We start from the raw sequence: 653 nt of genomic DNA, 5'->3' as shown, positions 1-653 counted from the left end.
TGCGCTCCACCACCCAGCGGCGTTTGACGACGTGGAAGCCGGGCCGGTCGGAGCGGCGCGGGACGACCTCGACATCGATGCCCAGGACTGCGCCGTGCTCGACGACGGCGTCCTTGAATCCGGTGTCCACCCAGGCCTTGGTGATCGTCGGGTATGCGTTGTGCGCCTGGCTGAGCAGGGTCTTGCCGACGGCGTTGTCCGGCAGGTCGGCCGCGGCGACGGTGACCGCCAGGAGCAGGCCGAGGGTGTCGGTGAGGATGCCGCGCTTGCGTCCGGCGATCTTCTTGGCGGCGTCGAGGCCCTGGGTGTCGAGCGGGACGTTTGCGGAGGTCTTGATGCTCTGGCTGTCCAGACGCAGGCGCTCGGCTCGACTCTGCGGCCCTCGGGGGCGCGGGTGATGCCGATCAGCTCCGTGCCCGGCTGCTCGAAGACGCCTTCCTTGGTCCAGGCGGAGAAGTAGTGGTAGACGGTGGTGCGGGGTGGGAAGTCGTGCGGCAGGTACTTCCAGGCGATGCCGGTGCGGTTGAGGTAGAGGATCGCATCGAAGACGTCGCGCAGGCTCGTGGACGGATCCGAGACGTTCACGCCGGCTTGGGCGCGGGCCTGCAGACGCGCGTCGCGCCAGGCGGACAGGGTCGGCTCGATCAGTGCCC

The 653-nt window shown here is 69.4% G+C and carries 1 pseudogene; it reads right to left on the bottom strand.

The annotated features are described in order from the left end of the window. Positions 1-653: pseudogene (locus Ssi02_RS38455) on the bottom strand (IS5 family transposase); the annotation flags it as partial.

The sequence above is a fragment of the Sinosporangium siamense genome (genome assembly GCF_016863435.1).
Taxonomy (GTDB): Bacteria; Actinomycetota; Actinomycetes; order Streptosporangiales; family Streptosporangiaceae; genus Sinosporangium; species Sinosporangium siamense.
This window is presented reverse-complemented; position numbering and strand designations above follow the sequence as displayed.